The 20624-nt window shown below is 64.7% G+C and carries 28 protein-coding genes; 12 read left to right on the plus strand and 16 right to left on the minus strand.

Annotated features, from left to right (window positions below; translation table 11 throughout):
• Positions 1-94: 94 nt before the first annotated feature.
• A complete protein-coding gene (locus P9228_RS25020; protein WP_066998440.1) occupies positions 95-583 on the minus strand; it encodes an Lrp/AsnC family transcriptional regulator in 489 nt (162 codons plus the stop codon).
• A gap of 106 nt (positions 584-689) precedes the next feature.
• On the opposite strand from P9228_RS25020, the gene P9228_RS25025 reads away from it, so the two are divergent.
• The 5 genes from P9228_RS25025 (at position 690) to P9228_RS25045 (ending at position 8221) form a co-directional block, all read left to right on the plus strand.
• Complete coding sequence (locus P9228_RS25025; RefSeq protein WP_278056072.1) at positions 690-1892, plus strand: diaminopropionate ammonia-lyase; 1203 nt, start codon at positions 690-692, stop codon at positions 1890-1892.
• Positions 1889-3124 carry a Zn-dependent hydrolase gene (locus P9228_RS25030; RefSeq protein ID WP_278056074.1) on the plus strand — a complete coding sequence of 412 codons (1236 nt, stop codon included), beginning with the start codon at positions 1889-1891 and terminating at the stop codon, positions 3122-3124. Before P9228_RS25025 ends, P9228_RS25030 begins: the two co-directional genes overlap by 4 nt.
• Before the next feature lie 202 nt (positions 3125-3326).
• A complete protein-coding gene (locus P9228_RS25035) occupies positions 3327-4523 on the plus strand; it encodes a diaminopropionate ammonia-lyase (RefSeq protein ID WP_127214963.1) in 1197 nt (398 codons plus the stop codon).
• A 95-nt stretch (positions 4524-4618) separates the two neighbouring features.
• Positions 4619-5776, plus strand: coding sequence for a M20 aminoacylase family protein (locus tag P9228_RS25040; RefSeq protein WP_278056077.1), 1158 nt, complete (start codon positions 4619-4621; stop codon positions 5774-5776).
• 342 nt (positions 5777-6118) lie between these two features.
• Complete coding sequence (locus P9228_RS25045; protein WP_278056078.1) at positions 6119-8221, plus strand: EAL domain-containing protein; 2103 nt, start codon at positions 6119-6121, stop codon at positions 8219-8221.
• A gap of 269 nt (positions 8222-8490) precedes the next feature.
• Here the strand turns inward: P9228_RS25045 and P9228_RS25050 are convergent, their stop codons facing one another.
• Both P9228_RS25050 and P9228_RS25055 read right to left on the minus strand, forming a co-directional pair.
• Positions 8491-8790 carry an AzlD family protein gene (locus P9228_RS25050; protein ID WP_095801370.1) on the minus strand — a complete coding sequence of 100 codons (300 nt, stop codon included), beginning with the start codon at positions 8788-8790 and terminating at the stop codon, positions 8491-8493.
• Positions 8787-9527, minus strand: coding sequence for an AzlC family ABC transporter permease (locus P9228_RS25055; protein ID WP_127240859.1), 741 nt, complete (start codon positions 9525-9527; stop codon positions 8787-8789). The genes P9228_RS25050 and P9228_RS25055 overlap by 4 nt, the downstream gene beginning before the upstream one ends.
• A gap of 170 nt (positions 9528-9697) precedes the next feature.
• Between P9228_RS25055 and P9228_RS25060 the strand changes: the two genes are divergently transcribed.
• Positions 9698-10156: an Lrp/AsnC family transcriptional regulator gene (locus P9228_RS25060; protein ID WP_095778267.1), complete on the plus strand. Its 459-nt coding sequence runs from the start codon at positions 9698-9700 to the stop codon at positions 10154-10156.
• A 168-nt stretch (positions 10157-10324) separates the two neighbouring features.
• On the opposite strand, the gene P9228_RS25065 is transcribed toward P9228_RS25060, so the two are convergent.
• The 5 genes from P9228_RS25065 to P9228_RS31000 form a co-directional block, all read right to left on the minus strand.
• Positions 10325-10645, minus strand: a complete 321-nt coding sequence (locus P9228_RS25065) for a plasmid stabilization protein (RefSeq protein ID WP_095801367.1) — start codon at positions 10643-10645, stop codon at positions 10325-10327.
• A 34-nt stretch (positions 10646-10679) separates the two neighbouring features.
• A complete protein-coding gene (locus tag P9228_RS25070) occupies positions 10680-10880 on the minus strand; it encodes a hypothetical protein (protein WP_067322603.1) in 201 nt (66 codons plus the stop codon).
• 25 nt (positions 10881-10905) lie between these two features.
• A complete protein-coding gene (locus P9228_RS25075) occupies positions 10906-11118 on the minus strand; it encodes a hypothetical protein (RefSeq protein ID WP_066998409.1) in 213 nt (70 codons plus the stop codon).
• A 116-nt stretch (positions 11119-11234) separates the two neighbouring features.
• The gene (locus P9228_RS25080) at positions 11235-11732 is read right to left on the minus strand and encodes a hypothetical protein (RefSeq protein WP_095778269.1); all 498 of its coding nucleotides are present in this window, start codon (positions 11730-11732) and stop codon (positions 11235-11237) included.
• A gap of 136 nt (positions 11733-11868) precedes the next feature.
• The gene (locus P9228_RS31000; protein WP_347404322.1) at positions 11869-12078 is read right to left on the minus strand and encodes a KGG domain-containing protein; all 210 of its coding nucleotides are present in this window, start codon (positions 12076-12078) and stop codon (positions 11869-11871) included.
• 415 nt (positions 12079-12493) lie between these two features.
• Here P9228_RS31000 and P9228_RS25090 point away from each other — a divergent pair, with 415 nt between their 5' ends.
• A complete protein-coding gene (locus P9228_RS25090) occupies positions 12494-12727 on the plus strand; it encodes a hypothetical protein (RefSeq protein ID WP_067322613.1) in 234 nt (77 codons plus the stop codon).
• Here the strand turns inward: P9228_RS25090 and P9228_RS25095 are convergent.
• Entirely contained in the window at positions 12715-13626 is a 912-nt protein-coding gene (locus tag P9228_RS25095; RefSeq protein WP_278056083.1) for an alpha/beta hydrolase, read from the minus strand. The two genes, P9228_RS25090 and P9228_RS25095, sit on opposite strands and share 13 nt — an antisense overlap.
• An 81-nt stretch (positions 13627-13707) precedes the next feature.
• Positions 13708-13941 (minus strand): hypothetical protein, encoded by a 234-nt coding sequence (locus tag P9228_RS25100; RefSeq protein WP_067322619.1) that lies wholly within the window; start codon positions 13939-13941, stop codon positions 13708-13710.
• Between the two features lie 174 nt (positions 13942-14115).
• On the opposite strand from P9228_RS25100, the gene P9228_RS25105 reads away from it, so the two are divergent.
• The gene (locus tag P9228_RS25105) at positions 14116-14835 is read left to right on the plus strand and encodes a Crp/Fnr family transcriptional regulator (RefSeq protein WP_066998395.1); all 720 of its coding nucleotides are present in this window, start codon (positions 14116-14118) and stop codon (positions 14833-14835) included.
• A gap of 7 nt (positions 14836-14842) precedes the next feature.
• On the opposite strand, the gene P9228_RS25110 is transcribed toward P9228_RS25105, so the two are convergent.
• Positions 14843-15145, minus strand: a complete 303-nt coding sequence (locus tag P9228_RS25110) for a DUF982 domain-containing protein (protein WP_095824503.1) — start codon at positions 15143-15145, stop codon at positions 14843-14845.
• Positions 15146-15344: 199 nt separating this feature from the next.
• A complete protein-coding gene (locus P9228_RS25115; RefSeq protein WP_278056087.1) occupies positions 15345-15506 on the minus strand; it encodes a hypothetical protein in 162 nt (53 codons plus the stop codon).
• A 310-nt stretch (positions 15507-15816) separates the two neighbouring features.
• Between P9228_RS25115 and P9228_RS25120 the strand changes: the two genes are divergently transcribed.
• The 4 genes from P9228_RS25120 to P9228_RS25135 all read left to right on the plus strand — a co-directional run bounded on the left by P9228_RS25120 (position 15817) and on the right by P9228_RS25135 (position 18840).
• Entirely contained in the window at positions 15817-16161 is a 345-nt protein-coding gene (locus P9228_RS25120) for a hypothetical protein (RefSeq protein WP_067322626.1), read from the plus strand.
• Between the two features lie 343 nt (positions 16162-16504).
• Positions 16505-17605, plus strand: a complete 1101-nt coding sequence (locus tag P9228_RS25125; RefSeq protein WP_278056089.1) for a flavodoxin family protein — start codon at positions 16505-16507, stop codon at positions 17603-17605.
• 32 nt (positions 17606-17637) lie between these two features.
• Positions 17638-18639 carry a YihY/virulence factor BrkB family protein gene (locus tag P9228_RS25130; RefSeq protein WP_278056091.1) on the plus strand — a complete coding sequence of 334 codons (1002 nt, stop codon included), beginning with the start codon at positions 17638-17640 and terminating at the stop codon, positions 18637-18639.
• Positions 18640-18663: 24 nt separating this feature from the next.
• Positions 18664-18840: a hypothetical protein gene (locus tag P9228_RS25135; protein WP_278056093.1), complete on the plus strand. Its 177-nt coding sequence runs from the start codon at positions 18664-18666 to the stop codon at positions 18838-18840.
• Between the two features lie 413 nt (positions 18841-19253).
• On the opposite strand, the gene P9228_RS25140 is transcribed toward P9228_RS25135, so the two are convergent.
• The 4 genes from P9228_RS25140 to P9228_RS25155 form a co-directional block, all read right to left on the minus strand.
• The gene (locus P9228_RS25140; RefSeq protein WP_082953924.1) at positions 19254-19433 is read right to left on the minus strand and encodes a hypothetical protein; all 180 of its coding nucleotides are present in this window, start codon (positions 19431-19433) and stop codon (positions 19254-19256) included.
• Between the two features lie 101 nt (positions 19434-19534).
• On the minus strand, positions 19535-19732 hold the full coding sequence (locus tag P9228_RS25145; protein ID WP_067325226.1) for a hypothetical protein: 198 nt from the start codon (positions 19730-19732) through the stop codon (positions 19535-19537).
• Between the two features lie 260 nt (positions 19733-19992).
• A complete protein-coding gene (locus P9228_RS25150; RefSeq protein ID WP_066999417.1) occupies positions 19993-20178 on the minus strand; it encodes a hypothetical protein in 186 nt (61 codons plus the stop codon).
• A gap of 126 nt (positions 20179-20304) precedes the next feature.
• Positions 20305-20508, minus strand: coding sequence for a CsbD family protein (locus P9228_RS25155; RefSeq protein ID WP_066999415.1), 204 nt, complete (start codon positions 20506-20508; stop codon positions 20305-20307).
• Positions 20509-20624 lie beyond the last annotated feature (116 nt).

Genomic DNA, 20624 nt, shown 5'->3' on the forward strand with positions numbered 1-20624 from the left:
TATCATCCACTGCCCCTCGCAACGTATCTTTGCATGATACGTCTGCGAGATCAAGCGCAGAGTATCATGCCGCGATACGAAATGCCCCGAGGGATCATGTTGAGTGAGGTGCGCCCACCGGCACCTCCAGCCCGACCTTCACCCGATCCATCGCAACGAACGTGCGAAACCGCCTGACGTTGTTGTTCTCAAAAAACAATCGCCGGGTCAGCGCCTCGTAGTCGGCCATCGTCGCCACGGTGACGACCAGGATGAAGTCGGCCTCGCCGGTCACGTAATAGCACTGCTGTACTTCGGGCACCGCGGCGAAGCCGCGCTTGGCGGCGTCGATCAGCTCGGCCCGCTCGCTCTCCACCTCGACCTCGACGAAGATGGTGATCGGATGGCCGACCTTGGCCGGATCGACCAGCGCGACATTGGCGCGGATGACGCCCATTTCCTCCATGCGCTTGATGCGCCGCTGCACGGCCGGCGCCGAGAGGTTCACCGTCTCGCCGATAATGCGCTGGGGCGTGCTGTTGTCCTTCTGCAGGATGGCGAGGATGGCGCGGTCGAAGGCGTCGAGGTCGGGCAAAATGGACATGACAGCATCTAAACGAAACAAACTTGCATTTCAGGTGCCGAAACAGAGCGCCTTTCTCACTGGACTTGCAATAAATTTCAGCCAACAAGACAGAGAAAGCCGATCCATGTTCCTGCTCAACCACCACCCGAGCCATCGCCAGCCGCTGACCGATGAAGACGCCGCGACGCTTGGGCTCGCCGGAGCCGCGGACGCCGAGCGCTTCCTGGCCGCGCGCGACAACCATGCCGAGACGCCGCTGCATGCCTTGCCGGCGCTGGGCGGCGAACTCGGCGTCGGCTCGCTGTATGTCAAGGATGAGGGTAAGCGCCTCGGCCTCGGCAGCTTCAAGGCGCTGGGCGGCGCCTACGCCGTCATCCGACTGGTGCTGGAAGAGGCCGAGGAACGGCTCGGCCGCGCCATCGATGTCGCGGAATTGCATGGGCCCGACGTGCAGGCGATTGCGGCCGGGATGACCTTCGCCTGCGCGACCGACGGCAATCATGGACGCTCGGTGGCGCAGGGCGCCGGCCTGGTCGGTGCGCGCTCCGTCATCTTCGTCCATTCGGGCGTAAGCAGCGAACGCGTGGCGGCGATCGCCCGCTTCGGCGCCGAGATCGTGCGCATCGCCGGCGATTACGACCAGTCGGTCAGGGAAGCCGCCCGTGTCGCCGCCGAGCGCGGCTGGACCGTCGTCTCCGACACATCCTGGCCGGGCTATGAGCGCATCCCGGCGCTGGTGATGCAGGGCTACACCGTTATCGTGCGCGAAGCGCTGAGGCGCTTGCCGCAGCCGCCCACCCACGTCTTCCTGCAGGCCGGCGTCGGCGGCCTCGCCGCGGCGGTGGCCGGCCATTTCGCCATCGTGCTTGGCGAAGATCGCCCGACGGCAATCGTGGTCGAGCCCGCGCGGGCGGCGTGCGTCTACGCCACCGCGAAGGCGGGGCGTCCAATCGCGATTGCGCACAGCAAGCCCACGGTGATGGCGATGCTCGAGTGTTATGAACCGTCGCTCGTAGCCTGGCGCGTGCTGTCGCGGCTTGGCGATGCTTTCATGACCGTGGACGAGGAAGACGCGGTTTCGGTGATGAACCGCCTGGCGCGGCCTTCAGGCACTGATCCGGCGATCGTTTCCGGCGAGAGCGGCGGGGCAGGGCTCGCCGGGCTGATCCGCGCTGCCGGCGACAAGAAGATGCGCGGGGCTCTCGGCCTCGATGCCCAGTCGCGCGTGCTCATCATCAACTCCGAAGGCGCGACCGACCCCGGCCGCTATGCCGAGCTGGTCGGGATGGCGCCGGACGAGGTTGCGCTTGCGAGGCAGCCGGCATGAGCAGTCTGACGATCAATGCCGACCGTCTGCTTGGCCGTATCGAGGAGCTCGGCAGCCTCGGTCGCGATGCGCAGGGCCGGCTCGTCCGCGTTGCCGCCTCCGACATGGACAAGCTTGGCCGCGACCGCCTTGTCGGTTGGCTGGAAGAGGCAGGGCTCGACGTCGCCATCGATCGCATGGGCAACATCTTCGGCATCTGGCAGGGCGACGCCGAGGCAGGCCAGGAAGCGGTGATGCTCGGCTCGCACATCGACACGGTGATCGACGCCGGCATCTATGACGGCTGCTACGGCGTGCTTGCCGGCCTCGAAGCGATCGAGAGCCTGAAGGAGGCAGGATTCGCGCCGGCGCGCCCGCTTGTGGTCGCCGCCTTCACCAATGAGGAGGGCGTGCGCTATTCGCCTGATATGATGGGCTCGCTGGTCTTTGCCGGCGGCCGGGATATCGAAGAGGCGCTGGCCTCGATCGGCACCGACGGCTCGGTGCTGGGTAAGGAGTTGGAGCGCATCGGCTATGCCGGCCGACATCAGCCCGGCTTCCTCAAGCCGCATGTCTATGTCGAGCTGCATGTCGAACAGGGGCCGGTGCTGGAGCGCGAGGGCATCGCCATCGGCGCGGTCGAGAACCTGCAGGGCATTTCCTGGCAGCGCATAACCATCGACGGCGTGGCCAACCATGCCGGCACCACGCCGATGTCGATGCGCCAGGATGCCGGCGTCGCCGCCGCGCGGGTGATCAGCTTCCTCGCTGACCGAGCCAGCGCCTCGCCGACGCCCACGGTCGCCACCGTTGGCACCATTGCTTTCGAGCCAAACGCCATCAACGTCATCCCGTCGCGGGCAATCTTCACCATCGACCTTCGCGATCCGAACGAAATGCATCTTCGCGAAGCGGAAGCGGCGCTCGCCGCCTTCCTGGACGACCTTGCTGCAAGCGCCGGCGTCACCATCCATGCCGAAAGCCTGGCGCGCTTCGAGCCGGTGACGTTCGATGCCGGCATCGTCTCGCTGATCGAGGATGGCGCCAGAGCCGTCGGCCTCTCCTGCCGGCGCATGACGTCGGGCGCGGGGCACGACGCGCAGATGATTGCCCGCATTGCGCCGTCCGCGATGATCTTCGTGCCGAGCCGGGGCGGCATCAGCCACAGCCCGGACGAGTTCACCGCCGCCGACGAACTGGTTGCGGGCGCCAATGTCCTGCTTGGCGTCGCCGCCCGGCTGGCAGCCGACTGATCGCGGAACCAAACGGTATGTTGTCGACGGCAGGTGCCGCCAAGGCGAAGCACCACCAAAAATAGTCATCTCGAAACGTTGCGTGCCACCAAGGCGGGAATCCGGCGACATCTGATCGAAACAAACTTCAATCACTAGCCAGATTAGGGAGCGCGATTCTCGCGCGCGTCAAAAAAGTTCAGTGTATCGAAGAAAGAATAGCATGCTGCTCATCAACCAGCGCCCCGAACACAACCAGCCGCTGGTGCCGGCCGACGCCGAGTCCCTCGGCCTGGCGGGCGCCGACCGGGCCGAGCATTATCTGAGGGCTCGCGACGACCATGCCGAAACGCCTCTCTATGCCTTGCCGGCGCTCGCCAATGGCCTCGGCATCGCAGCACTGCATGTCAAGGACGAGGGCCAGCGTCTTGGCCTTGGCAGCTTCAAGGCGCTGGGCGGCGCCTATGCCGTCATGCGGCTGGTGCTGGAAGAGGCCGGCAAGCGCTTCGGTCGCGAAGTCGATATCTGCGAAATTAACGATCCGAAGCTGCGCGCTATCGCCGCCCAGATGACCTTCTGCTGCGCCACCGATGGCAACCACGGCCGATCGGTCGCGCAGGGGGCGGGCCTCGTTGGCGCGCGTTCGGTCATCTACGTCCATGCCGGCGTCAGCGCCGAGCGCGTGGCGGCCATCGCCCGCTTCGGCGCCGAGATCGTGCAGGTCGAGGGCGGTTATGATCAGGCGGTCCGCGAAGTCGCCCGGGTCGGCGCCGAGCGCGGCTGGAAGATCGTCTCCAACACCTCCTGGCGTGGCTACGAGCGCATTCCGGGGCTTGTCATGCAGGGCTACACGGTGATCGTGCGCGAGGCGCTGCGGCACATGGCCGAGCCGCCCACGCACGTCTTCCTGCAGGCCGGCGTCGGCGGTTTTGCGGCGGCGCTTGCGGGCTATATGGCAATTCTGCTCGGCGAGGGGCGGCCGAAGGCCGTGGTGGTCGAGCCGAGGCGCTCGGCTTGCGTCTACGCCTCGGTGGAGGCCGGCCGTCCCGTAACGATCGCTCCTCAGCGGTCGACGGTGATGGCGATGCTGGAATGCGCCGAGCCGTCCCTGATCGCCTGGCGGGTGCTGGCCCGCGTCGGCGACGCCTTCATGACCGTCGACGAAGACGACGCGGTCGCGGTGATGAACCGGCTGGCCCGGCCCTTGGGCAACGATCCGGCCATCGTTTCCGGCGAGAGCGGCGGCGCGGGGCTTGCCGGGCTGATCCGCGCAGCCGGAGACAAGGGCATGCGCGCGGCTCTCGGGCTCGATGCGACGTCGCGTGTCCTCGTCATCAATTCGGAAGGCGCGACCGACGCCGGCCGTTACACCGAGCTGGTCGGGGCGGTGCCGCGGGAGCTGGAGCTGCAGATCGCCTGAAGGATTTTCAGGAAAGCGGGCTTCCCTCCGGAATCGATGGAAACGAAGCGCAACTTCGGGAAGACTCGCCTGGAACGAGCGCTGGGGAAGAGAAGATGGCTGAACTCGACCAGCAGCAGCTGCATCGCGAGATGACAGCCTGGCGGCGCGACCTTCACGCCCACCCGGAATTCGGTTTCGAGGAAAAACGTACCGCCGCCTTCGTGGCGGAGAAGCTTCGCGCCTTCGGGCTCGAAGTCGCGGAAGGCATCGGCGGCACGGGCATTGTCGGCACGCTGGCCAGGGGCAGCGGCAATCGCGCGATTGCGCTGCGCGCCGACATGGATGCGCTGCGCATCGCCGAGCAAGGGACCCAAGCCTGGCGCTCGCAGACGCCGGGCACCATGCATGCCTGCGGCCATGACGGTCACACCGCCATGCTGCTCGGCGCGGCGAAGCTGCTTGCGGAGGAAGGCGGCTTCGACGGCACGGTGCGGTTCATCTTCCAGCCGGCCGAGGAGTGGGGCAGGGGCGCGCTTGCGATGATCGAAGACGGGCTCATCGAACGCTTTCCCTTCGAGGAAATCTTCGGGCTGCACAACATGCCGGGCCTGCCCATCGGCCACTTCGAAACCCGGAGCGGTCCGATCATGTCGGCCGAGGACAATTTCGAGATCGTGCTGAAAGGCTTGGGCGGCCACGCCGCCAGGCCGCACGACGCTCGCGAGACGCTGGTTGCCGCCTGCGCGCTGGTCGTCAACCTGCAGACCATCGTCTCGCGACGCCTGAGCCCCGTCGATATCGGCGTCGTCTCGGTCACCGAGCTCATCACCGACGGCACCCGCAACGCGCTGCCCGGCCTCGCCCGCATCCTTGGCGACTGCCGCAGTTTCCGGCCCGAGGTGAGCGCGGCGATCGAGAAGGAGATGCGCCGCATCGCCGAAGGCACTGCGCAGGCCTATAACGTAGCGGCTGACGTTACTTACACGCGCGAGTTCGTGCCCTTGATCAACGACGCGGCGCTGGTGAATGAGGCGCTTGTTGCGGCCCGAACGGTGCTGGCCGGCGATGCCGTCGGCATCGCCGCCGAGCCGATGACCGCCTCGGAGGATTTCGCCCGCTTCCTCACCGAAGTGCCCGGCTGTTTCGTCTTCCTCGGCAACGGCAATTCCGCCCCGCTGCACAACCCGGCCTACGATTTCAACGATGAAGGCCTGCTGCATGGCGCGCGTTTCCATGCGGCGGTGGTGAGGCGAAGGCTGGCGGCGGGGTAAGGGCGTCTGCGATTGGCGAAAGCGGCGGAGCTTCTGCTTCGTCATCCTCGAGCTTGACCCGAGGATCCATTCGATGACCTTTGGCGTAGAGTTCGGCAGCGCAGAATACTGTAGCTGTTGCAACGCTTTAGCGTAACGGCATGAATCCCAGGGTCTGCGCGCGTCGCTTCGCTCCTTGCTTCGCCCTCGGATGACGAAGCAGATGGGCCGCGATCCTTCGCGCCCCCCTGTTCTGCCGGATCTTTCCTCCAAAAAGCGGGGAGATTGGCAGCTTCACCCCAGTAACCCTTTTTTGTCAGCTTTCATGCACTATGCCCGAACGGGGACGGCAAGAACGAGGGCATGGCGGACGACACCAAACGCAACGGCGAATTCTGGGCGCTGGCGCTCGATCGCGCCCAGCTCGGCCTATGGGACTGGAATCTCGCGACGGGCGATTGCTACTATTCGCCGACCTGGTGGAAGATGCTGGGTTATGCCGAGGGCGAGCTCGATACCTCCGATCTGTGGCTGAAGCTCACTCATCCCGACGACTGCGAGCGAGCACTGGCGAGCGGCGACCGCCATATCGCTGGTGACACCGAGTCGATCGAGACGGAACTACGGCTGAAGCACAAGGACGGCCGCTGGGTCTGGGTGCTTGACCGCGGCGGCATCGTCGAGCACGATGCCGAGGGCAAGCCGCTGCGCCTGATGGGCGTGCAGACCGATATCACCAGGCAGAAGGAGGCCGAGGCCGCGCTTGAGCAGGTCAATGTTCGCTTGCGGCTCGCGCTCGCCGCCAGCGGCACCGGCATCTGGCACTACGACATCGGCACCAACAAGAGCTATTGGGACCCGCGCACCAGGGAGATCTTCGGCCTGGTCAGCGATACCGACGAGGTGACGGCCGATCTCTGGCACACCTATCTCCACCCGGACGACAAGGAGGCCACCGAGCGCGCGCATCTGCCGCCGCCGGGCTCGAAAAGCGTGACCGCCACGCAATACCGTATCGTCCGGCGCGACGGCTCGGTCCGCCATGTCGAGTCGCTGGTGCGTTTGATCGCCGGCGCCGGCTCGGCCGGCCAGATCCTCGGCACGGTGCGCGACATCACCGACGAGACGAAGCGCGCCGAGGAGCTCGCTTACGCCGCCCATCACGATGCGCTGACCGGGCTGTGGAACCGCTCGGCCTTCGACCGGCTGCTCGCCGAAAACATCGGCGCGGCGGACCGGCTGCCGCTTGCCGTCTTTTATGTCGACCTCGACTACTTCAAGGCGCTGAACGACTATGCCGGCCATGCCGCGGGCGATATCGCGCTGAAGAGCGTCGCCGGCGGCATCCGCGCCAGCCTGCCGCCTTCGGCGCACGCCGCGCGCCTCGGCGGCGACGAATTCGCGCTGCTGGTTCCGAACTGCAACGACGCTTGCGCCGAGCGGCTGGCGCGTGCCGTGCTCGCCGCGGTGCGCGACGCCGATCTCGGCTCCGCCGTGTCGTCCCGCAGGCTAGCCGCCAGCATCGGCATCGCCTTCGTGCGCGATCCCCGAACGACGGTAACCGATGCGCTCGCCTGCGCCGACGATGCCTGCTACGCCGCCAAAGCCGGCGGGCGCGACCGCTTCGCCGTGTTCTCGGCCGAAACAGCTTCCGGAGCCGGCGGCCTCAACGCAGCGCGGCTTGCCGCCGATTTGGTCGATGCCATGGAGGACAGCCGGTTGAAGCTGTTCGGCCAGGAGATCCATCGCCTCGGCAGGCCCTGGCAAGACAGCCGCCATGTCGAGGTGCTGGCGCGGCTCGAGGCGCGCAACGGCAAGCTGATCTTGCCGGGCGAGTTCATGCCGGTGGCCGAACGCTTCGGGCTTGCCGCCCGGCTCGACCGCTGGATCATCCGCACGGCGCTGTCGCGCCATGGCAGGGCGATGCTCTCCGGCGCCGTCTCGCTCGGCTTCAACCTGTCGGCGCAGACGCTCTCCGATCCGCAGCTTTGGGATTTCGTCGACGCGGCGATCGCCGAGAACGGCGCGCCGCCGTCTGCAATCGGCTTCGAGATCACCGAGACCGCGGCTGTCACCAATTTCGACGCAGCGGAGGAATTCGTGCGCCGGGCAAGGCTGCGCCATTGCCGTGTCAGCCTCGACGATTTCGGCGCCGGCATGAGCTCGTTCGAATATCTGCGGCGCTTTCCTATCGATGCGATCAAGATTGACGGCTCCTTCGTCCAGCACATCGCCGACAGCCGCTTCGACCGCGAGATCGTCTCGGCAATCGCCGGCATCGCCCGCTCGATGGGCTGCGCCGTCGTGGCCGAGAAGGTCGAGGGGAAAAGCGCGCTGGAGATCCTCGTCGGCATGGGCGTCGGCTATGGCCAAGGCTATTTCCTGCACCGGCCAGAGCCGCTGGAGGCGATCGTCGCGCGGGCCGCGGCTGAGAAGCCACAAGCCCGGGTGGGTGTCGCAAAATAAGCTACGCTAAAATTGCGAGCGCCCTCCGCGATTGCCGAGGCAGCTCGGCCTGGATCAGCTCGGCATTCGCCCGATACAATGGTCCCGCGATCATCGACCCGCAAGACGCGGACCCGCTAGACTGGCGCTGGAAAAGCATCTGGGCAGGATCGACGAGACCGCTGCGATCAAGTCTGGCGAAATTGGGCTCTACGGCAATTGATGCGATGGAGAGCCAATCTCCTCCTTGGGGGAGATGCCCCGGCATGGCAGAGGGGGGCCGCCGGCGTTTACCCCATCACCCACCGCAATACCCCGGCCGAAGCCACGCCGATGACCACCGTCGGCAGCATCGACAGTCTTGTCGCCGCGAGCAATGTGATGACGAGCGCCGCCAGATCGGCCGGATTCTTCGACACGAAGTCGGGCGCGATCACCGAGATCAGCACGCAGCCGGGCGCGGCTTCCATCACGGCGGTGGCGCGTGGACTGAGCGTGCGGTTCCTGAGCACGACATAGCCGCCGATCCGCGTCAAATAGGTGACGCCGGCCATGGCGAGGATGGCGAGGACGGTCCAGGGCTCGATCATTTCTCACCTGCCAGAAGCCAGGCGGACACCAACCCGGACAGCGCGCCTGTCGCCACGTACCAGGCGCCCGGAACGACCAGATAAGTTGCCGCCGCCACCACTAGGCTGACAAGCCAGGGGCGCGCCGCGGCAAAACCCTTCCACATGCCGCGCAGCAGCACCAGGAACACTGCCGGAAAGGCCATGGCGAAGCCGTAGCGCTCGACGTTGCCAAGCACCGGCCCGAGCGCCGCTCCGCAGGTCGTGAAAATCACCCAGGCAAGATAGAAAGGAAGGGCAGTTCCCGCATAATAGGCGAGGCTGAAGGCTGGCCGCAGCCCGCCTGCCGCGCGGCGCTTCGCGTCGGCGAGCCCGAGCGCCCAGCTCTCGTCGCACATCAAGAACAGCGCGGGGAACGCCTTGCGCTTGGGCAGGTGGCGCAGGAACGGCGCAAGTGCCGCGCCCATCAGGAAATGCCGGCTGTTGACCAGCAATGTGATGGCGGCGATCAACAGCACATGCGGCGGCGAGGTCCAGAGCTGGATGGCGGCAAATTCGGAGCCGCCGGCGAAGTTGAGGCCCGTCATCAACGGCACCTCGACGATGCTCAAGCCCTTCTGCGCCGCCTGCGCGCCCAGCACGAGTGCGTAGGGGACAATGCCAAGCAGCACCGGCGTCGAGGCGGCGGCGCCCCGCCGGAATTCGGCGCCGCGTGCTTCGGCGGGAGGGTGGCCCAGGGTTATCTCGGAAACGCTCATGGCTCTTCTTCGGCCAGCCTTGCGGGGCGGCCTTCTCCGGTTGCTCGATGGGCGGTTATCGCTGGCCACCATAGCCGAAATGCTCCGCAATCGGATTGCGAAGATGCGCCGTTTCTGCCAAGGTTTGGCATTGGATAGCGAGAATTAAGCCAATATTGGAATCAGACGCCATGAAGCTGGATGAGATCGACAAGCGGATCCTGCGCGCCCTGCAGCGCGACGGGCGCATGGCCAACAACGATCTTGCGAGAGAGGTCGGCCTGTCGCCGTCACCCTGTCTCAGGCGCGTAAAATTGCTGGAGGAGGCTGGCGTCATCGACCGCTATGTCGCGGTGCTCAACCCGGCCAAGATCGGTCGCGGTCATACCTTCTTCACTCGCATCTGGCTGAAGCAGCAGGACGAGGACACGATCGAGCATTTCGCCAGGGAGGTGGCCAAGCTGCCAGAGGTGCTGGAATGCTATCTGATGCTGGGCGATTGCGACGCTATGGTGCGGGTTGTGGCGGCGGGCATCGAGGACTATCGCCGCTTCCAGTCGGAGCACTTAAGTCGCATCAAGGGGGTGCAGAACGTCAAGACCGACGTGCCCAGCCAGACGGTCAAGCAGACTTCGGAGATGCCGCTTTAGATTTCCCTTTTCCGTTGAGGGGGAAGGTGGCCGCGAAGCGTCCGGATGCTGCTGGAAGGACCGCCGCGCGGCAATGAGGCGCCAGTTTCCCAGCGCCTCGTTTCGTTCTATCGTCTCGATCCGCCGGTCTCCGGCAAGGGAGAAGGCGAACCCCCGCCAAGCTCCCGCCTAATGTTGGGCGTGGTGCTCCGCGTTGCGTTTGCGCGTCGCCGCCGCCTTCTTGGCGGAAGCAGAACGCTCGGCCGCCGAGCGCGAGCTTGACGCTTTGCCGCCGGCCTTGCCGCCCTTGTGCGCTGCCGGATGGCCGGTGTGCTTGCCGCGGCCCGAGCCGCCCGCCTTCTTGCCGCCGCCATCGTCCTTGTTGACGGTCGCCCAGGCCCGCCGCTCGGCTTCCTTCTCGGAGACGCCGCGCTTTTCGTAGCCCTCGGCGATATGGTCGGCCTTGCGCTCCTGCTTGTCGGTGTATTTCGATTTGTCTCCGCGTGGCATTTTTTCTTCTCCTGTTGGGCTGAGAGGAGCCGCCCTACGGCTCCTTCTTCGTTTTGACCGCGTCGCCGAGATCGGACCGCTCGGGGTCCTGGTTGTTCTCGCCGGCCGCGTCGCGATCCTTGTCGGGATCGTCCTTGGCTGGGAGATAGCCTCTCGGCCGATTGGCTTTCGGACCTTCCCAACGTGGCCATTGATCGGATGTGCCTGGACGTCCCGTACGGGGTGAGTTGCTCATCGTTGCCTCGCTTTCAGAGAGCCGGTCAGCCCTCGGCCTTCATGGTTCGTGCGATTTCAAGCAGCTTGTCGCGGTCATGCCCGTGCTCGCGGATCAGCTCGCGCGCCTGCTTCGGTGAAAGGTCGGTGTTCTCGGCCAGGAACCGCACGTCCGGATCGTCGCCGCCCTTGGTCGGCAGCCTTGCGTCTTGTGCCGTTCGGCCAGCGCCCGGGCGATGTGGAAGTTTGCTTTTATCCATCGTTTTCTCCTTCCGATAACCAACCCTTGGCGAAAGGACTGGTTCCTTCGCCGAGCTGGCGACCGCGATGAGGCAGGGCGCCTGAAACGGGCGGCTGCGGTCGTGCGGGGCTGAGGCTATGCCTTCTCGTTTTCGTGCCCGCGCTCGGCAGCTTCCTTCTTGCGGCGCAGCACTTCGTCGGTGCCGACGATGTCCTTCGCGCCACCGCTGATGGCGGTGGAGACGACCGCGGGCGGATCGCTCGCCGGGAAACTGTCTTCGAGACCGGACTGCAATTGTTCTTCCAGCGTGTCCGGGTTCTCCGAGCGTCCTTGCGTGCGGCGGCCGTCGATCTGTTCCACATCCTGTTTGGCGTCGGGATGCTCGCGCACATTGCGCAGCGTGGACACGACGAGTTCGATCGCGAACTCCTTCATTGCCTCGACGTCTCCCGTGACGACGTCCGCTTCTTCGATGACGCGGATGAGGGATGCCTCGACCTTGTCCATCTCGCTCTTGCCTTGGCAGCGCGCCAGCTTCTGGCTCAGGGCGGTGATGAGCAGCGGAGCGAAGGTCGAATAGGCCTGCATACGTGTCTCATCGACACGTTCGGGGTGAAGTGTGCGCACGGACATTGTTGCCTCCGTTCAAACGTCCTGCCGACGGCCGAGCCGCCGGGGTTTCGGAGGAACCAAGGGGAGGGGAAGAAGTTCCAAATTGGATGTTCTGGGCGGCGTCCCGCGAAGGGATCGCGGGACGCCTGCTTAAAGCTCAGCGCTGGCCGCCCTTGCGGCCGGCGTCGGATGCACGTTCGCGGTCTTCGGCGAAGTTGCCGCTGCCGCCCCGGTGCTGACCTGAATCCTGCTGACGCATGTTGCGGTCCTCGGCCTGCTGCTGGCCGCGACGCTGATCGTCGCGGTTCTTGTGGCTCTGCTGGCCTGCTTTGACGTGCTGTTGGTGAGTTCCGCCTTGATTAGGCATATCTGCAGCTCCGTTGTTGGGGATTGGTCTTCGGGGTTTGATTCAAGGAGGTTCGACCGCCTTGAGCAATGAGAACCGCTGCCCGCGATCGATGTTCCCCCACGAAATATTTCGTGAATCCTTTAGCCCGACCATGCCGCGACAGCCTTGTCGTGCGTCGCCGGTCCGCGCGGGCGCCAGGGCCCGGGGCCACGGTCGGTCTCTTTCCTACGACTGAAGTCGGAGTGGCTCGCGCATTGGGCCCTCGACGGCAACCAAAGCGGAGGCTTCGAGTTGGTGAGCGGTCGTCGATGAAGTCCCTTCATCGGCGCCGTTTGGGTGCCCGCCGTTTCCGCGCAAATGGCGGGTATCCAATACCATCCACAATCATCGGAACCAGAAGTCGCGCGGCCGGCTTCGAAAGCGAGACGACGTTTTGACCTTTATTTCTGCCAAGCCCAATCTGCGAGAGCCTGAAAGCCTGCCCGCGAACGACAATCGCCTCTCCGTCCTCGCCGACACCTCGATTCTTCAATTCCTCAACGACGACGACGATGTCACCGACATCGCCAGGCGCGCCGAGCGCCTGGGCAATGCCGTGGTGATCGTGATGGCGCTTTGCCTGATCGTTGCGCCGGCGATCTACCTCACCCTGGCTTACGGCCTGTAGCCGGCAAAAAAATCGCCGAGCGTTGGGGCTGTCTCGGCCGGCGCTTCTTCGGGAAAGAAATGCCCGCCGGGCATCGGCCCGCCGCTGACCCCGCCGCTGACGTCGTCGGCCCACTCCCGCCACAGGGCCAGCGGTCCGCCCTCTCGCGCGTACCATTCGGCGAGTGCGCCATGTCCGCTCCATAGCGCAAGCATCGGGCAGCCGATGCGCCGGCCGGCTTTGCGGTCGGCATGGTCGTGCTCACGGTCGAGCGTCGCTGCCGCACGGTATTCCTCGCAGATGGCGTGCGCGTGGGCTGGATCGCGCAAGGCCTCGGCATAAGCCTTCCGGACCTCGGCGGGAAAGGCGGCGGGCGAGGAACCCCAGCCAGCCAGCGCGCTGTCGACGATCGCATCCGCGGCCGCCGTCATGATCGTCTCCGGCAGCGGCTCGGCTTGCGCCAAGAGCGACCAGGGCCAATAGCCCAGCGCCAGCCGGGCGTCGGCCCTGTCCCAGACATCGGCGGTGGGTACGATGTCGAGCACGGCAAGCTTCTCGACGCGGTCCGGGTGGTCCAGCGCCAGGCGATACGCAACGCGCCCACCGCGATCGTGGCCGGCAACCATGAAGCGGGCAAAGCCGAGCTTCGTCATCAGCGCCGCGAGGTCGGCAGCCATGGCGCGCTTGGCGTAGGGCGCATGATCCGGATCGGATGGCGGACAGGAGCTTTTGCCGTAGCCGCGCAAGTCGGCGCAGACGACGCTAAAGCGGTCGATCAGCTTCGGCGCCACGTCGCGCCACATCAGATGCGTTTCGGGGAAGCCGTGCAGCAGGAGCAGCGCCGGGCCGCTGCCGGCAGTCCGGATGAATGTCCGTGCCGCGCCCGTATCGACTTCCGCGCTTTCGAAACCGCCGAACATGCTTTGTACTCCACAGGCGGAACGGCCGCGGGCGGGATGGTTGCTCGGGCCGCGGCTTCTCTCGGCTGGCGCCTTCCGTGGTCAGCTCCAGGCGGATTTGACTGTAAGGGACGCCTCGAATATCTGGCCTCTCTTGTCGGTGCGCATTTTGATGGTGATGTTGAGGTTATCACTGTTCGGCATCTCGTCGCGCGCGACATCCTGCAAGATCCTGAGCGCCTCCTTTCGCGCGTTTTCTGGTGAGGAGAAGAGCTGCCCCTCGCTGTCCATTTGCGTGTGCACGGTGTTGTACAAATCGAAGTAGAAGCGTTCCATCCGCGAAAGCATCCGCCGCAACCTGGACGTTCAATCCCTGCGCGCGATCATGGTTCCAAAGGATCGTCTTGGCCGGGGACTGCTTTGCCGGCGGCCGGCGGTGTGGTGGTCCGCTGCAACCCGGCCCGGCTCTACAACGTTAGGCCCTTGCAAAATCACAACGGGCGGCCGCGCATGCTGGAACCCCTTTATCTGAACCTGGGTCAGCACGATGCTCTCTCCGAAAGCGAGAAGGCGTTGCTGGCCAGCGCCACATCGGTGGAGAAGTATTTCGTCGCCGGCGAGGATCTCGTCGCCGAAGGATCAAGGCCGACTTTCAGCACCCTCATCGTCGACGGGATTGCCGCGCGCTACAAGGTGCTGGAGGACGGCGGCCGGCAGTTCACCGCGCTCCATGTTGCCGGCGATTTCGTCGATCTGCACGCTTTTCTCCTGAAGACCATGGACCATGGCATCGTCGCGCTGTCGCCCTGCCATATCATCGCTGCGGAGCACAGCAAGTTGCGGGAAATCACCGAAAAGGCCCCGCATTTGACGAGGCTGCTCTGGTTGGACACGCTGGTGGACGGCGCCATCCACCGGGAATGGATCGTGGCCATGGGACGCCGCTCCAAGACCGCGCATCTGGCGCATCTGATATGCGAACTCTTCGTCAGGCTGCAGGCCGTGAAGAAGACGCGGGTCATGAGCTTCAATCTGCCGCTTTCGCAGGCCGAACTCGCCGATGTGCTCGGTCTCTCCGTCGTCCATATGAATCGGGTCATCGGCACGTTGCGCCGCATGAACGTCATCAACTGGACCAACCACCTGATCGACATCCTCGACTGGAACCGCCTGGTCGCCATTGCGGAATTCGACCCGACCTATCTCAGCATGAGGAACGAGCCAAGGTGAGAACGCGTCAGCGCGGCGGCCCTTGGTCGTCGCCAGACCACAGCGAGTCGAGCATCGAGAGTGCCGCGCTCGGGTCGGCCGTCCTCAGCAGGCCCTGCCGGGCGGCGGCCTGCTTGAAAGCGTCGAAGGCGACCGCCGGACGGCAGATGCCCGCCATGGCGTCGTCCACCAGCCGCGCCGCCGCCAAATAGTCGGGCGCTTCCTTGTTCTTCCAGGCTCCGTCCAAGGCCTTCCTTGCGTCGGCGATCGACGAAACCACCATTGAGCCGCCAGTGACGAAGCGGATGGTGAGCGGCAGGAATCTACTCATCCCCGGTCACCATCCAAGCCACTGTTGAGCCCGCCAGGCGAGGCCCGCGAAGGGCGCCGCGGTCACCGCCGCTGCCGCCAGAATGAAAAGATGATTGTTGGTCCGAAAGGGTCTCATCGTTGCCACCACATGTTTTTGGATCGTCATAACGAGGATGCCGCCGACCGGTTGCACAGGCAGGCGCTGAATAAGCGGCAAGCTAATTGCTCGCCGGCCGGCTGGGCGGCTGCGGGCGGTACGGCGGGCGCGGACGCGGCCTGAGCGGCACGCCGGCGCGCAAAGACTGGATCGGCCACGGACGCCGGCCACCCTGGCGCAGAAATGACCTGGACAGTGTGCCGATCAGATCTCGATTTTCCATGGGACTCTCCTCGTAGAGGCCCCCCAAGGTGCGAGCGACTAGCACTCCGGCAGCATTCGCGCATTTAACTTTGATGTACGTGCGCCACGCCCTGCCGAGACCGCAGCCTCTACCGAAAGCCAACCTTTTCGGCCGGCATGCGTTGTCTCTCCGATAGCGTTGTCTCTCGAGAAGAGGATGACGAATGCCCCGGTGCCCCACCGCCACCCGGTGGCAAACACGGCGAGCGGGGCCAGAGTCGACGTCGGCCTGCCAAGGCGAACGGCTCTCCCCGATCGTCGGCGGTTGCCGAATCCATAAGGAGGATCCAATGAAGAAAGCACTTCTTGGCTTCGCCATTGTCCTGATGTCGGGCCAAATGTCGGGAACGACTGCCGCGGCCCAGACCCAGCTGGAGAATCCGCAGATCGAGGATTGCCAGGTCAAACCGGACGCCAGCGCGACCCCTAATCAGACCGGCGAGCAGCCGAAAGCGCAGGCCCCGAAAGCGCAGGCCAATGATCAGTCCAACAACCTGACCGCCAGCCTGGCGCCGTGCGACGGTGTGCTGAAGCCTCCGCCCACGGGCGACAAGAACGCTACCGCTCCGCCGGCCGACACCAGCCAGATGCCGGTGATCAAGCCGGGCGAGGTCCCGCCGCAGCCGTCGAAGTAGAACGCATGATCGGTCTGGCGGGAAACTTTTCCCGCGCGGGCGAGTTACTGACTGTGCAGTTCCCGGATACCCGAACTGCTTCCCACAATTGCCGCCCCGGTTCTCCCATCCGGGGCGGTTTTTTGCCGGCGGCGGGCCCGGCACGGCCTGCCTCGGTGCCTTATCTTCTCGGCTCCGAAGCACGGAACCATCGGGCCCGCGCCGAATTGTCCTCAGCGGGCCGCGTCAGCCGGACCTGGTGGTAAAGAGAACAGGGTTTGGTTTCTCCGGCTTCACACCCTGGCCAACGAAAAGGCAGACGAGCTCTTGTCCCACCCGGCCCGCCCAACTCGGGCGTGGGCGCATGGCAAACAGCACAGATTTCAGCAAGAGCCCTAAGCCGCGCAAAGGCATGCCGAGCCCGCGTCTTGGCGAAAGCGAATTCAAGGCACGCTATCTGAGACAATTCTACGATCCGGCCTTTCAGCCGGAGGCGGATGCCATTGGCAGGCTGGCCGAGATCGCCTGGCAGGCCTACAGCGAAGAACGCAAGGCACCGATCACCAGAAAGGCGGGACAGGGCTTCCACGATCCGGACTATGATCTCTCCGTCGACTGGTTCGCCGCGCACGAAGCGGTCGAAGCGGCACAGCGCCGGTACGAGGACAAGACCGCGCCGTCCCGCATCCTGCTCATAAACGGCTCCTCGCGCAGCGAGCACACCTGCCCGGGCGAAATGTCGAAGACCTTCCGCCTTGTCGAGTTGGCGCGCAGCGCCATTGCAGCAAGACCGGGCTTCGCGATCGAGGTTCTCGACCTCGCGCGGCTCGCCTCCGAATACGGCCGCCGGATCTTTCCCTGCAAGGCGTGCTTCTCGACCGCGGCTGCGCTCTGCCACTGGCCATGCTCCTGCTACCCCAATCATTCGCTCGGGCAGGTCAATGACTGGATGAACGACATCTACCCGCTCTGGGTCGAGGCGCATGGCGTCATGATCGTCACGCCGGTCAACTGGTATCATTCCTCCTCGCCGGTAAAGCTGATGATGGACCGGCTTGTCTGCGCCGACGGCGGCAATCCCGATCCTTCGCTGACGCAGGGCAAGGATGCCGCGCTCGCCAAGAAGGTCGAGCTTGCCGGCTGGGACTATCCGCGCCATCTCGCCGGCCGGCTGTTCTCCGTCATCGTGCATGGCGACACCGAAGGTGCCGGAAGGGTGCGTCACAGCCTCGCCGACTGGCTGCGCTCGATGAAGCTCGATCCGGTGGGCGAGGCTGCCGAGCTCGACCGCTACATTGGCTACTGGAAACCCTATGCGACGAGCCATGACGAGCTCGACGCCGATCATGCCGTGCAGAGGGAAGTCCGCAATGCTGCGCTGGCGCTCGCCGAAGCCGTCGAGAAGCGTCGCGCGGGTTCGTTCCAGACCATCGGAGCCGGGCTCGAGGATCCGCGCCCCAAATAGCCGACGAGGAGAAGCACCCGACGGGAAGGAAGATGCAGCGCTGGTTCCAGGAAGCCTGGGTTGTGCTCAAAGAGAGCATCACCGGCTATGTCAACGACAATGCGCTGAGCCATGGCGCTGCGATGGCCTTCTACGCCACGACCTCGCTGGCGCCGATCCTTCTGATCGTCGTAGCGATCGCGGGCGTCGTCATCGGCAACGACGCCGCGCAGCTCGCGGTTTCGGCTGAGTTCGCGGGGGTGATGGGACCGCAAAGCGCCGAACTGCTCACGGCGGTGATCGAGACCGCCGCGCATCGCGGGTCCAGCACGCTGGCCACCCTCATCGGGCTGATCACGCTGCTTGTCACCGCCTCCGGCGTCTTCGGAGAGATGCAGCAGTCGTTGAACGAGATATGGAAGGTCAAGCCCAGCGGCGTTTCGCTTTCGCGCCTGGTGCGGGCGAGAGCGGCCAGCCTCGGGCTGGTGGCAGCTCTTGGCTTCATGCTTCTGGTGTCGCTCGCCGCAAGCACGGCGATCTCGGCGCTGAGCGAGGTCATCAACCAGCACCTGCCGTTCGGCGAGCTGATCGTGAGCGCGATCAACACGATCGTCTCCTTCGTGCTGATCGCGCTGCTCTTCGCGGCGATCTACAAGGTCCTGCCGGACCGCAGGCTCAAATGGCGCGACGTCGGCGTCGGTTCCATCGTCACCGCGCTGCTCTTCACCATCGGCAAGTCGCTGATCGGCTGGTACATCGGCACCAGCGCCATCGGCACGTCCTATGGCGCTGCCGGCGCGCTGATGGTCGTGCTGGTCTGGGTTTACTATTCGGCACAGATTTTCCTCTTCGGTGCCGAGATCACCCGCGCCTATTCGGTGCGGAGCGGCAGCCGGCAGGATCTCGCGCCGGTGGTGGCGGCCAGCGACGAAACGGCAAGGTCAGGCAGGTCACCGCAACCGGGCGTGCCGGACGGCGAGGTCGTCAGATGGATCGTCCTCAGCAGCCTGATCACGGTGCTGATCTCGGAGTTCCGGCGCTGGCGGCAGGGGTGAGGATGCTGGCCGCCGGTTCAAGGGTTGGCCGTTCTCTACCTGTCGCTCCTGCTGACGCTTTTCGACTTCGTAGGAAAGCCAGCGGCAGAACATCCCGATGATCGAAGTGGCGGCGCCGCCAAGCAGGCAGGCAATCAGCAACGGATTTTGCGAAACGTGCTCCCAACTGACGATCGCCAGCAGCATCACGCTTACCGTTGAGATCGAATAGCCTATGCCCTTGAGCAGATGCAGCGACGATATGGTCATTCCCGGCCCGCCTTTCAGGTGCAACAATCAGCAGCAACCGAAGTTCCATGCACCCAGTGTCAGGCGATTGGCAGCGGTTTCGCTGCTGTGTGCGAGCCGTTGAAACCTTGTCCAGCCGAATGCGTTGCCTCACGTATCAATCGCGGGAGGAAGTCGTCACGATGCCAAAGACAGGGCCAGGTTGGGAGCAGGCCTATCAACCGCTCGAATTCGCCGAAAAGCACGGCCTGACCCTGAGGCAGGCTGAGATCGTCATCCAGACCAATGGACCGTCCAAATACAAATGCGATCTGGCGGCTCCGATTTTTCTCAAAGCGCTGAAGCAGCTCGCAAAGAATCGCGGGACGCCTGGCCGGCAGGCAGCATCAGTGTCGGCTTTTGAGGAACCGGGCTTCGCGCAGCAGCGAAGGCCAGTCGGTTCCGATTAGCTTGATCAACTCGCGGGCATCGTTTTCCGAAATGTCCGCGTCCTTTGCCAACCGGTGGGCGAGCATTTGGACATCGGCCTCCGTTTGCTGCACCTGCTTTCCATCATTTCCAACCATGGCGCGCCTCCTCTCAGACAAGAACTTTCGAGGTGGCCGTATGTTTCATTTTGGCGGCAAGAGGCTGACGCGGGCGAACCTAAGGTTCACGCAGGCTTGCGCTACTTGCGTTTGGCCTTGAGCTTTTCACTCAATTCGACCGGATCGCGGCAGCCGTTCTCAAACAAAATCAGCGCGTGCCTTGCCGCATGAAGCCGCTCCTCACTGTCCGACGGTATGCGAAATGTGCGGCAGTAGTCGTCGAGAGCGGCTGCGAGGATGACCAAATCCTCGGGGTCGAGGAAACCCGGAAAAACCATAGCTCTCCCTCCCGATGACAGGTGAAAGTGAAAGCGTGGTCCGCGCTTGCAAACGCTGGCCTGGGTTTGGGAGTTGCGGATAAGCGCTGGCGGCGGGGTCACATGTTGTGTCACCCTGCCATCAAGCGGAACCTTCTCGCGTCACGGACGGAGCGGTTTGGAACCCCGGGCTTTGCCGCCGAGCACAGCACTGTGCGATTCTGGCCGAAGTCCGCTGCGGGTTCGAGAAAGATGGTATCCGATCGCCCGAGGCGATGCGCCTAGCGCTTCCGCTTTCCGGCGCCGGCAGGCTTAGGCCCCACGGTCACGAGCGCCTCGCGCATTATCCGCAGGGCTTCATCGGGGGTAAGGCCGCATTTGCGGGCAAAATAAATCGCTTCGGAAGCCTCCGATCGCGAGGCTGCGGCGATAACGGACAAGGCCGGTCTCGATTTCTTCTTGGCCATCGGTTCACCGTGCCACGAATCGCTTAGTCAACTAATATAACGTCCCTGTTCTGAAATCAAAATTCTGGCTTTCGAAGCCGCAGCCCCGATCGGGGCTGCGGGCTCAGTTTTATCCGGCGGCGGATCTTACCAGCCTTGGCGACTCGCCCAGTCGTCGATGTCGCGGCGGATGCGATCCTTCTCGATGCCGTAGCGCTCTTGGATCTTGCCTTCGAGCTGCTCGCGGTTGCCGGCGATGCGGTCGAGGTCGTCATCGGTGAGCTTGCCCCACTGTTCCTTCACCTTGCCCTTGACCTGCTTCCAGTTACCTTCGACGCGGTTCCAATCCATGGTGCAGACCTCCTTTGTGTTTGCGTAAATGCTAACGACTGCGCGGGCCGCGGGTTCCTGTTTTTCGGCCGGACACGAGGGAACATTTGAACGCTGCTCATGTTCTGCCGCAGTAT

Origin of the sequence: Mesorhizobium sp. WSM4898 (genome assembly GCF_029625845.1) — a bacterium.
In the GTDB taxonomy this organism is placed as follows: Bacteria; Pseudomonadota; Alphaproteobacteria; order Rhizobiales; family Rhizobiaceae; genus Mesorhizobium.

What these genes read in the sequence shown, in the direction of transcription:
- P9228_RS25020 (WP_066998440.1), bottom strand. Translation starts at nt 583, where the DNA reads ATGTCCATTTTGCCCGACCTCGACGCCTTCGACCGCGCCATCCTCGCC.
- P9228_RS25025 (WP_278056072.1), top strand. Translation starts at nt 690, where the DNA reads ATGTTCCTGCTCAACCACCACCCGAGCCATCGCCAGCCGCTGACCGAT.
- P9228_RS25030 (WP_278056074.1), top strand. Translation starts at nt 1,889, where the DNA reads ATGAGCAGTCTGACGATCAATGCCGACCGTCTGCTTGGCCGTATCGAG.
- P9228_RS25035 (WP_127214963.1), top strand. Translation starts at nt 3,327, where the DNA reads ATGCTGCTCATCAACCAGCGCCCCGAACACAACCAGCCGCTGGTGCCG.
- P9228_RS25040 (WP_278056077.1), top strand. Translation starts at nt 4,619, where the DNA reads ATGGCTGAACTCGACCAGCAGCAGCTGCATCGCGAGATGACAGCCTGG.
- P9228_RS25045 (WP_278056078.1), top strand. Translation starts at nt 6,119, where the DNA reads ATGGCGGACGACACCAAACGCAACGGCGAATTCTGGGCGCTGGCGCTC.
- P9228_RS25050 (WP_095801370.1), bottom strand. Translation starts at nt 8,790, where the DNA reads ATGATCGAGCCCTGGACCGTCCTCGCCATCCTCGCCATGGCCGGCGTC.
- P9228_RS25055 (WP_127240859.1), bottom strand. Translation starts at nt 9,527, where the DNA reads ATGAGCGTTTCCGAGATAACCCTGGGCCACCCTCCCGCCGAAGCACGC.
- P9228_RS25060 (WP_095778267.1), top strand. Translation starts at nt 9,698, where the DNA reads ATGAAGCTGGATGAGATCGACAAGCGGATCCTGCGCGCCCTGCAGCGC.
- P9228_RS25065 (WP_095801367.1), bottom strand. Translation starts at nt 10,645, where the DNA reads ATGCCACGCGGAGACAAATCGAAATACACCGACAAGCAGGAGCGCAAG.
- P9228_RS25070 (WP_067322603.1), bottom strand. Translation starts at nt 10,880, where the DNA reads ATGAGCAACTCACCCCGTACGGGACGTCCAGGCACATCCGATCAATGG.
- P9228_RS25075 (WP_066998409.1), bottom strand. Translation starts at nt 11,118, where the DNA reads ATGGATAAAAGCAAACTTCCACATCGCCCGGGCGCTGGCCGAACGGCA.
- P9228_RS25080 (WP_095778269.1), bottom strand. Translation starts at nt 11,732, where the DNA reads ATGTCCGTGCGCACACTTCACCCCGAACGTGTCGATGAGACACGTATG.
- P9228_RS31000 (WP_347404322.1), bottom strand. Translation starts at nt 12,078, where the DNA reads ATGCCTAATCAAGGCGGAACTCACCAACAGCACGTCAAAGCAGGCCAG.
- P9228_RS25095 (WP_278056083.1), bottom strand. Translation starts at nt 13,626, where the DNA reads ATGTTCGGCGGTTTCGAAAGCGCGGAAGTCGATACGGGCGCGGCACGG.
- P9228_RS25100 (WP_067322619.1), bottom strand. Translation starts at nt 13,941, where the DNA reads ATGGAACGCTTCTACTTCGATTTGTACAACACCGTGCACACGCAAATG.
- P9228_RS25105 (WP_066998395.1), top strand. Translation starts at nt 14,116, where the DNA reads ATGCTGGAACCCCTTTATCTGAACCTGGGTCAGCACGATGCTCTCTCC.
- P9228_RS25110 (WP_095824503.1), bottom strand. Translation starts at nt 15,145, where the DNA reads ATGAGTAGATTCCTGCCGCTCACCATCCGCTTCGTCACTGGCGGCTCA.
- P9228_RS25115 (WP_278056087.1), bottom strand. Translation starts at nt 15,506, where the DNA reads ATGGAAAATCGAGATCTGATCGGCACACTGTCCAGGTCATTTCTGCGC.
- P9228_RS25120 (WP_067322626.1), top strand. Translation starts at nt 15,817, where the DNA reads ATGAAGAAAGCACTTCTTGGCTTCGCCATTGTCCTGATGTCGGGCCAA.
- P9228_RS25125 (WP_278056089.1), top strand. Translation starts at nt 16,505, where the DNA reads ATGGCAAACAGCACAGATTTCAGCAAGAGCCCTAAGCCGCGCAAAGGC.
- P9228_RS25130 (WP_278056091.1), top strand. Translation starts at nt 17,638, where the DNA reads ATGCAGCGCTGGTTCCAGGAAGCCTGGGTTGTGCTCAAAGAGAGCATC.
- P9228_RS25140 (WP_082953924.1), bottom strand. Translation starts at nt 19,433, where the DNA reads ATGGTTGGAAATGATGGAAAGCAGGTGCAGCAAACGGAGGCCGATGTC.
- P9228_RS25145 (WP_067325226.1), bottom strand. Translation starts at nt 19,732, where the DNA reads ATGGTTTTTCCGGGTTTCCTCGACCCCGAGGATTTGGTCATCCTCGCA.
- P9228_RS25150 (WP_066999417.1), bottom strand. Translation starts at nt 20,178, where the DNA reads ATGGCCAAGAAGAAATCGAGACCGGCCTTGTCCGTTATCGCCGCAGCC.
- P9228_RS25155 (WP_066999415.1), bottom strand. Translation starts at nt 20,508, where the DNA reads ATGGATTGGAACCGCGTCGAAGGTAACTGGAAGCAGGTCAAGGGCAAG.